At 64.9% G+C, this 7,502-nt stretch carries 6 protein-coding genes and 1 pseudogene; 5 read left to right on the forward strand and 2 right to left on the reverse strand.

Annotation, left to right across the window (positions count from 1 at the left end):
- Positions 1-55 precede the first annotated feature (55 nt).
- Positions 56-1,498 (reverse strand): aspartate aminotransferase family protein, encoded by a 1,443-nt coding sequence (locus tag I6U14_RS14105; RefSeq protein WP_296900152.1) that lies wholly within the window; start codon positions 1,496-1,498, stop codon positions 56-58.
- A gap of 791 nt (positions 1,499-2,289) precedes the next feature.
- Between I6U14_RS14105 and I6U14_RS14110 the strand changes: the two genes are divergently transcribed.
- Both I6U14_RS14110 and I6U14_RS14115 read left to right on the forward strand, forming a co-directional pair.
- Complete coding sequence (locus tag I6U14_RS14110; protein WP_296900153.1) at positions 2,290-3,324, forward strand: polysaccharide deacetylase family protein; 1,035 nt, start codon at positions 2,290-2,292, stop codon at positions 3,322-3,324.
- Between the two features lie 42 nt (positions 3,325-3,366).
- The gene (locus tag I6U14_RS14115; RefSeq protein WP_296900154.1) at positions 3,367-4,494 is read left to right on the forward strand and encodes a GNAT family N-acetyltransferase; all 1,128 of its coding nucleotides are present in this window, start codon (positions 3,367-3,369) and stop codon (positions 4,492-4,494) included.
- A gap of 15 nt (positions 4,495-4,509) precedes the next feature.
- Here I6U14_RS14115 and I6U14_RS14120 read toward each other — a convergent pair whose 3' ends face one another.
- Positions 4,510-5,631, reverse strand: a complete 1,122-nt coding sequence (locus tag I6U14_RS14120; protein WP_296900155.1) for a PA0069 family radical SAM protein — start codon at positions 5,629-5,631, stop codon at positions 4,510-4,512.
- A 251-nt stretch (positions 5,632-5,882) separates the two neighbouring features.
- Between I6U14_RS14120 and I6U14_RS14125 the strand changes: the two genes are divergently transcribed.
- The 3 genes and pseudogenes from I6U14_RS14125 to I6U14_RS14135 form a co-directional block, all read left to right on the forward strand.
- Positions 5,883-6,326, forward strand: coding sequence for a gamma-glutamylcyclotransferase (locus I6U14_RS14125; protein ID WP_296900156.1), 444 nt, complete (start codon positions 5,883-5,885; stop codon positions 6,324-6,326).
- 104 nt (positions 6,327-6,430) lie between these two features.
- Entirely contained in the window at positions 6,431-6,892 is a 462-nt protein-coding gene (locus tag I6U14_RS14130) for an OsmC family protein (protein WP_296900157.1), read from the forward strand.
- 117 nt (positions 6,893-7,009) lie between these two features.
- Positions 7,010-7,502 (forward strand): annotated as a pseudogene (locus I6U14_RS14135) (hypothetical protein); the annotation flags it as partial.

A 7,502-nucleotide genomic window follows, 5' to 3' on the forward strand; every position in this document is an offset into this window, starting at 1 on the left:
GAAAATGGCGGGGCGTCCTGCCCCGGACGGGAAGCGCCAATAAATCGGCGCTTCCTTAGGTGCGGAGCTTGGCGAGCGTTTTGGAGACGATAGCTTGCGGCGATTGAGTCCACAGCTTGCGTGCGATGTTGATGAGATCTGTCTCGCCGTTAAGCCGTTTGATGAAGCTGTGGCTAAAAGGGTTGCGCGGCATTGCGTCGCTGTCGGCCCTGCCAACCGCGAGCAGGCCGAGGACTTCGTCTAGGATGCCGATCGCCACATCGACGTCGGCGCGAGTGAGGGTGAGCGGCGGGATGAAGCGGATCACAGGTTCATAATAGCTGAAGGTGATGCGCAATCCGCGGCGCTCGCACATCATGGCCAGCTTGAAGGCGAGCTTGGTATCAGCATTGGCGCCGTCCAGCGCCATGCCGATCATCAGTCCGCGCCCGCGGACGTCGGAGACGATAGCGTGACGCTCCTGGAGGGCGATGAGCTGTGCGCGCAAGTAGTCGCCGACCTCGCGTGCATTGTCGACCAAATGATCGTCGCGAATGATATCGATGACGGTACTGACGACCGCGGCGCCGAGCGGGTCGTTTTGATGACTGGATAGGTGCGTGAAGCCACGGCTTTCGAGCTCACGGGCCACCTCGTCGGAGACAACCACCCCGGCGGTGGGATAGCCGTTACCACTGGTTTTGGAAAACACGAGGATGTCTGGCTCGACCTCGTAATGTTCGATGTCGAACCAGGTACCGCAGCGGCCGAACCCAGTCTGGGCCTCGTCGGCGATGAAAAGGGCACCGATGGAAGCGGCGAAGCGGGCGAGCTCCCGCACATAGTCCACGGGCGGGACGATCATGCCTCCGGCCGAGATGATGGGCTCGACGATGACCGCGGCGATGTTCTCGACTTGGTTAGAGATTTGGTCGACCGACAGCTTTAGGCATTGCAGGCCACATTCGGGATGTCGAAGCTGCAATGGACACTGGCTACAGTTTGGTGTGATGAGGCGCAGCTGGCCCGGGATGGTCGGTTGAAAGTCGACCTTGCCGTAGATGTCAGAAATGGCACTCAGGTTACGAGTGGCCAGGGAAATACCGTAGTAGCCACGATCGTAGGCGAGCATGCCCGTACGTTGCGTGGCGACCTTAGCCATACGCATGGCGCATTCGTTGGCCTCGGAGCCTGTCGAGAGCAGCACGCTCTTGGTGAGTTTGGGCGGAGTGATCTCGGCGATTTTGGCGACGCAAGTGAGCACGTTCTCCGACACATATTGGTCGCCAATATGGATCAGCTTCTTGGCCTGCGCTGCGATGGCCTGGGGTAGGCGCTTGTCGTCATAGTCGAGCACCGTGCAAAACTGGCCGCCCGCCAGGTCGAGTATCCGTCTGCCGTCGGCATCGACGACGTAGCAGCCTTCACCGCCGCACAGCACGCTGTCCATGAACGGTTGTAGCACCAGTAGATGCGGGCCGTACTGCTGCCACAGATCAAGATTTGTCGATGTGCTCATGTCTCGTTCGCCGTCATGGCCTGGTTTGATGGCGTTGCCCGGGCATAGGGAAACACCGATTCATTGGCGTTTCCCGTCCGGCGCAGGCGGCTCCGCCATTGTCAAGTTTCTCAAGCGCTTGAAACGAAGGTGTCGGGAGAAACCCCGGCGGCTGAACAGATCCGGCTCCGTTGGATTTTGTAAGAGGCAAGGCCAATGAATCTGTATCTTCACGGTGGGGCTCGTCGCCAGGGGGCTTGGGACGCGCGCGCACGATAGCATTTTAGGCGCCGCCACGCGGCTGGGGATTTCCCACTCTGAGCGCGCTGGAGCCCTTGACACTGGTGGGTGTGCGGCCAGGAGACCTCGAAACGGGCGTTGCGCACTGGTCTGGGCCCTGTGTGTCTCGGCGCTGGCGACCATGTGCGGGTGCACAGCGTGTGCGGCACCTTTGCTGTCAGGGCGGACATGCTGGGTTCTCGGTGCGCATGCGGCGCTGGGGAATGCGGCGCTTGGACAGCTTTTCGTGGCATCATGGGGCGTTGCTGCGAGCCCTTTCGGCGCAGCGGGCGGGCACCGGCCCGACCCGCACTTCGGAGGCAGGGATAACCGTCGCTGTCACGCTGCGCTGGGGCCTTTGCGGATCTCCACGGCGTCGGTGCGCGGAGTCGTCAGACGCTGCAAATCTAGGGCTGTGCCCAGCCCGCGGCTGACAGGGCCGTCTAATGGCGCTCACCGCTCGGCGGGATCTGTCCGTGTGTCGGCAGCATTATTCAGCCCGCGGTGACGCTATGTAATGGTGAGCTTCCGTGATGTGGACCCCTTCGGAGACCTTGTCCGGCGCTGCTCTGGCGCGTGTGCGCGAGCCGGCGCAGACGTTCGCGTTGGGCTTGCTGGTACGGCTACTCACGCCGACGTCGCGTCAGCGCTTGTCAGTGCTCTTTCTGCATCGCGTGCTCCCCGAGGCCGATCCGCTGCAGCCGGATGAGCTGCACGTCGCCTGGTTCAGCGAGATCATGCAGTTGCTCGCAGAGCACTGTGCGCCTGTGTCGCTCGGGGAAGGCCTGGCACTGCTCGACCGTGGGCAACTCCCGGCGCGCGCCGTCTGCGTCACCTTCGACGATGGCTACGCGGATAATCTCACAGTCGCGGCACCGATCATGGCCCGCTACGGCGTACCCGCAACGGTGTTTGTCGCAAGCGGATTCCTCGACGGACAGGTGATGTGGAACGATCGCGTGATCGAGGCAGTTCGTGCCGTCCAGGATCGCGCACTCGACTTATCCGACCTTGGGCTGGGCGCTCACCCGCTTGACACGCCTGCGGCACGCAGGCTGGCGCTGCAGGCGTTGCTCAATACTCTCAAGTATCGCCCTCGTGCTCAGCGCGAGGAGCTGACTGCGGAGATCGCCCGGCGGTACGTCCCAGACTTGCGCTCGCCGATGCTCTCGCGCGCGCAAGTCCGGGCGCTGAGCGACATGGGCGTGGAGATCGGCGGCCATACGGTGAACCATCCGATATTGACGGGCCTTTCATCGGCGCAGGCGCGGCACGAAGTCGGTGCGAATAAAGAGGACCTCGAGGCAATCACCGGTGACCAGGTCCGGTTTTTCGCCTACCCGAACGGTCTGCCGGGGCGGGACTTCGGGCCAGAGCACTGCGGCATCGTGAAACAAATGGGTTATCAGGCGGCCTTGACGACGCAGTCCGGCGTGACCGGCAAAGAGACGGACCGCTTCCTGCTGCCTCGATTCACACCTTGGGATCGCACACGGCCCAGGTTCTTGCTGCGGCTGGTTTGGAATATGCGCAGTCCAGTGACTGGCGGGTCCGGCTCGTCTGCCTGAGTATGCGCTTACCAGCTCCTGCGTTGTTCGGCTTCAACCGCTGTGAAAGCTGAGGTCCTGACCCTTTCCGACTGCGATCTCGCCTGGCTCGGTAGCGAGTGGACATCGCTGGAAGCGCAGTCGTGCGAGTCGTTTTTCGGCTCTTGGTCCTGGGTCGGCTCGTGGCTTGACGCGGTATCGGACCGATCATCGCTGTGGCTGCTCCGCGTCACCGATGCTGGGCAGACGTTGGCACTTGCGATCTTCGGCAAGGTGCCGCGCTCGCCCGTTGCCGTCTGGCTGCCACGGACCTTGCAACTGCACGAGACGGGGCGCGCCGTCGAGGATGCCGTGACGGTGGAGCACAATGGCGTGCTTGCAGACCCCGGCATCGCACGCCCTGTGTGGAAGGCGATTCTGACGGAGCTGAACAGACATCGGCGCGCATGGCATCGCCTGCGTCTCTCCAGTGTCCCGGAGGGCGCGCAAGCGCAAGCACTGGCGGCATCCGCCCGTGCCGAGCGCTTGTCGGTCGTGGAGCGCTACAGCCGCCCGTACTACTGGGTGGACCTCGACGCCATCAGGGACGCCGGCGAGCACTATATGGATACCTTGAGTCGCAACACACGGTATCAGATCCGTCGGGCCTACAAGGCCTACGGCGGCGTGGAGGCGTTGCACGTTTCGCAGGCGCAAACCCTGGCAGAAGCGCGGCACGTCTTTGGTGAGCTTCAGCGGGTGCACACCCAGTATTGGCACGGCCGGGGACAACCAGGTGCCTTCGGCAGCGAGTTCGCGACGCGGTTCCACGACCTTGTGCTGCAAAGGGCGATGCAGCGAGGGCAGCTTCAGCTGCTGACGATCGCGAGCAACGAGGGCAACATTGGATACTTGTACAACCTGGTCAGCGCGGGGCGGGTGATGAGTTACCAGAGCGGCTTTCACTATGCCGACGACAATAAGCGCAAGCCGGGGCTGGTGTCTCACTCATTGGCAATTGAGCACAGTCTCGCGCAGGGGCATCGTCTGTACGATTTCCTGATGGGCGACAGTCAGTACAAGCGAAGTCTGGCGTCCCATGTCGGGCAGATGCGATGGGTGGAAGTGCGCAGGCCGCTGTTACGATTTTGGATTGAAGACCGTCTGCGCGCCGCGAAAGCCCGCCTGCGTTGGCGTTGGCGTTGGCGTTGACGGCTGCTGGGTGCCTCAGGTGGTATCTGAGTCGAAGAGCGACCGTTGGAATGGGCCAATGGGCGGCGGGCAGAACTCCGCCGCGGAGAGCTGCCAACCGCTGTCTTGGCGGTCAAGCCCGTGGCGGCGCAGCGCGAGGCGAAAGCGCTGCTGGAGCAGGTCCGCCACGGCGCCTGTGCCCGTCATGCGCTCGCCGAACGCGCTGGCGTTGAGCGCTCCGTCACGGCACTGGCGGATCAGCGACACGACCTTGTCGGCCCGCTCTGGGTAGTGGGTTTGGAGCCACTCGGTGAAGAGATCCTTCACCTCAAGCGGCAGACGCAGGAGGAGGGCGCCGGCGCGCACGGCACCGGCCTCGGCGGCCGCCGCGACGATGCGCTCCAGGTCTTGGTCGGTGAGGCCAGGGATGAGTGGGGAGACAAGCACACCCGTCGGGATCCCGGCGGCGGCCAAATCCGCGACGGCTCGCAGGCGTCGACGGGGGCTCGCAGCACGCGGCTCCAGTCGGCGCGCGAGCTCGGTGTCCAGCGTGGTGATGGACACTTGCACCGCCACGAGCTGCGCTGCTGCAAGCTCCCGCAGCAGCGGCAGGTCTCGCAGAACGAGCGCAGACTTGGTGGTGATGGCCACTGGGTGGCGCGCCTCCAGTAACACCTCCAAAACGGCGCGCGTCGTGCCGAGTCGGCGCTCGATGGGCTGGTAGGGATCGGTGTTGGCACCGAGCACCAAGGTTGCCGGCGCATAGCCCGGCTTTGCCAATGCCCTGCGCAGTTGTGATGCGGCGTTGGGCTTGTGAAACAGCCGCCGCTCGAAGTCCAACCCCGGGGACAAGCCAAGCCAGGCGTGGGTCGGGCGCGCGTAGCAGTAGATGCAGCCGTGCTCGCAGCCGCGGTAGGGGTTGAGGCTGCGATCGAACGGGATGTCGGGCGACTCGTTGTAGCTGATGATGCTGCGGCTGGTGTCGACGCCGAGCTCGGTGCCCGGATCGGTTGCGTCTTCCTCCTGCCACCAGCCGTCGTCGACGGCCTCCCGGATGTGCGCATCGAAGCGGCTGCCCGGGTTTGCGGCACTGCCGCGTCCGCGCAGCCTACGGGGTGTTGGTGTAGCGGCCGGGTGGTCGACGTACCGATCGGACATGGGCATCAGCACCTTCCGGGCTTTGCTATAGTCCCCGGCAGCCGAGACTCGTGCCGGGGCAAGGGACGCACTGAAGCGTATCAGGCAACCGCAGAGCCGTGGAGGTGCATACGATGGCAGCCAAGACAATCGTGATGTTGGTCGGCGACGACGTCGAAGACGACGAGGTGCGCCAATTCTTAGCCGTGCTCGGGAACCGCATCGAGGCCTGATGACCGCGGCCCAAGGCGCCGACACAGACGGGGTCATCTATGGAGCATCGGGTCTTCGTGTATGGCACGCTGCTGCGCGGTGAGGTGAACCACCACCTGCTGCGGACGGCACGCTTTCTAGGCCCGCATCGCACCGAGCCCCGGTTCACCCTGCTGGTGTTGGGCGCTTATCCGGGGCTGGTGGACGGCGGCGAAACGGCGGTCTTTGGCGAGGTCTATGGCGTCGACGCGGCCGGGCTGCGCCGTCTCGACCAGCTGGAGGATTACCCCAGGCTCTATGACCGGCGTGTCATCGCCACCCCGCATGGCCGGGCCTGGGTGTATCTGTATCGGGGGCCGCGGCGGGATCGAATGCGTCTCGCCGATGGCGATTGGCGGCGCCACAGCCGCGGTGCCGGGCTTCGCAGCACGGCCGCCAGGAGGCGGCGCGACCCAAAGAACCCAAGCCACCGTAGGCGCGCGGCGGGCGGCGATCAGGATTGAGTCCCTGGCGGGTGCGGCGCTCGCAGCGCCGCCCTCCTGGCGGCCAGTGCGCCCGCAGCGTTGCCCGTCAATTCATGTACCCGCGAGGAGTGATCCATCGAGCCATGTCAGAACAAGGCCGCTTCACCATTCACCTGGAACAGCAGGAGGGGTACCAGATCAATGTCCGCTTCGACTGGAAGCGTGCCGCGGATCTGCTCACGGACGAGCCGCCGCCGCTTGGCGAGGCCGCAGGCCCGAATGCGTCGCGGTTACTCGCCGCCGCTGCCGCCAATTGCCTGTCGGCGAGCCTGCTTTACTGTCTGAGCAAGGAAGAGCCGCCGGATGGGACTCTGCGCGCCGAGGCCACCTGCACACTCGTTCGCAATGCACAGAAACGCCTGCGCATCGGTGGGCTCGAAGTCAAGCTGATCGTTGCCGATGAGCTCGCCGGCAGCAAACGCTTTGAGCGCTGCAAGAACCTATTCGAGGACTTTTGCGTGGTCTCGGCCAGTATTCGCGAAGGCATCCCCATCGCCGTGTCCGTCGTCGACGAGGCCGGCCAACTGCTGCATGCCTCTGACTGATCCAACACCGCGGCACGGGCGCTGATGGGTCTGCGGTCTGCGCCGCTTGTCCTTGCCTTGGGCGAGGCGCCGTTACTGCGGCGGGCATGCAAAATGCTCGTAGGGGGCGGGGTGTCGGTGCGCTCGCTCGCAAGCGTCGCCCGCCTTCCGCCTCGCGCAGACGTCCTGCTGCTCGCTGATGACGAGCGTCTGCAGGAGCGCTTGGCGGCGGTGTCGGAGGCCGCGCAGGACCGCCGCCGACCGCTGCGTGTGCTCGTGCTGAGCGAGCCCGACGAGGAAGTGGCCACAGGCGCCGCCGACGCGGTGTCGGAGCCGGCAGCGCCGGGTACCGATTGCCTGCGGGTCGAACGGGTGGATCCCTACGCGACGGCGGCCCGGATCCTGCTGGGACGCTGGCCGTTGCACCGCAGCATGGACCCGCCGGGCGGACAGCTGCCGCATGTGCTGGTCGCGGGCTTCGGCCCTTTTGCTCGCGCCTTGCTCCTCCATGCGCTCAGAGTCGGTCAGTATGGCGAAGAGCCGCCCGTGGTCACGCTCGCCGCGGACACTGCGGCGCAGTGGCGCGAGTGGATCGACGCCCGGCATCCACAGGCGGGACGCTGTGCCCACC

It is taken from the genome of Thiohalocapsa sp. (genome assembly GCF_019695415.1).
Classification (GTDB): domain Bacteria; phylum Pseudomonadota; class Gammaproteobacteria; order Chromatiales; family Chromatiaceae; genus Thiohalocapsa.

Bases quoted from the DNA above. Each gene is read 5' to 3' on its own strand.
- I6U14_RS14110 (WP_296900153.1), top strand. From the start codon at position 2,290: ATGTGGACCCCTTCGGAGACCTTGTCCGGCGCTGCTCTGGCGCGTGTG.
- I6U14_RS14120 (WP_296900155.1), bottom strand. From the start codon at position 5,631: ATGTCCGATCGGTACGTCGACCACCCGGCCGCTACACCAACACCCCGT.
- I6U14_RS14125 (WP_296900156.1), top strand. From the start codon at position 5,883: ATGGAGCATCGGGTCTTCGTGTATGGCACGCTGCTGCGCGGTGAGGTG.
- I6U14_RS14105 (WP_296900152.1), bottom strand. From the start codon at position 1,498: ATGAGCACATCGACAAATCTTGATCTGTGGCAGCAGTACGGCCCGCAT.
- I6U14_RS14130 (WP_296900157.1), top strand. From the start codon at position 6,431: ATGTCAGAACAAGGCCGCTTCACCATTCACCTGGAACAGCAGGAGGGG.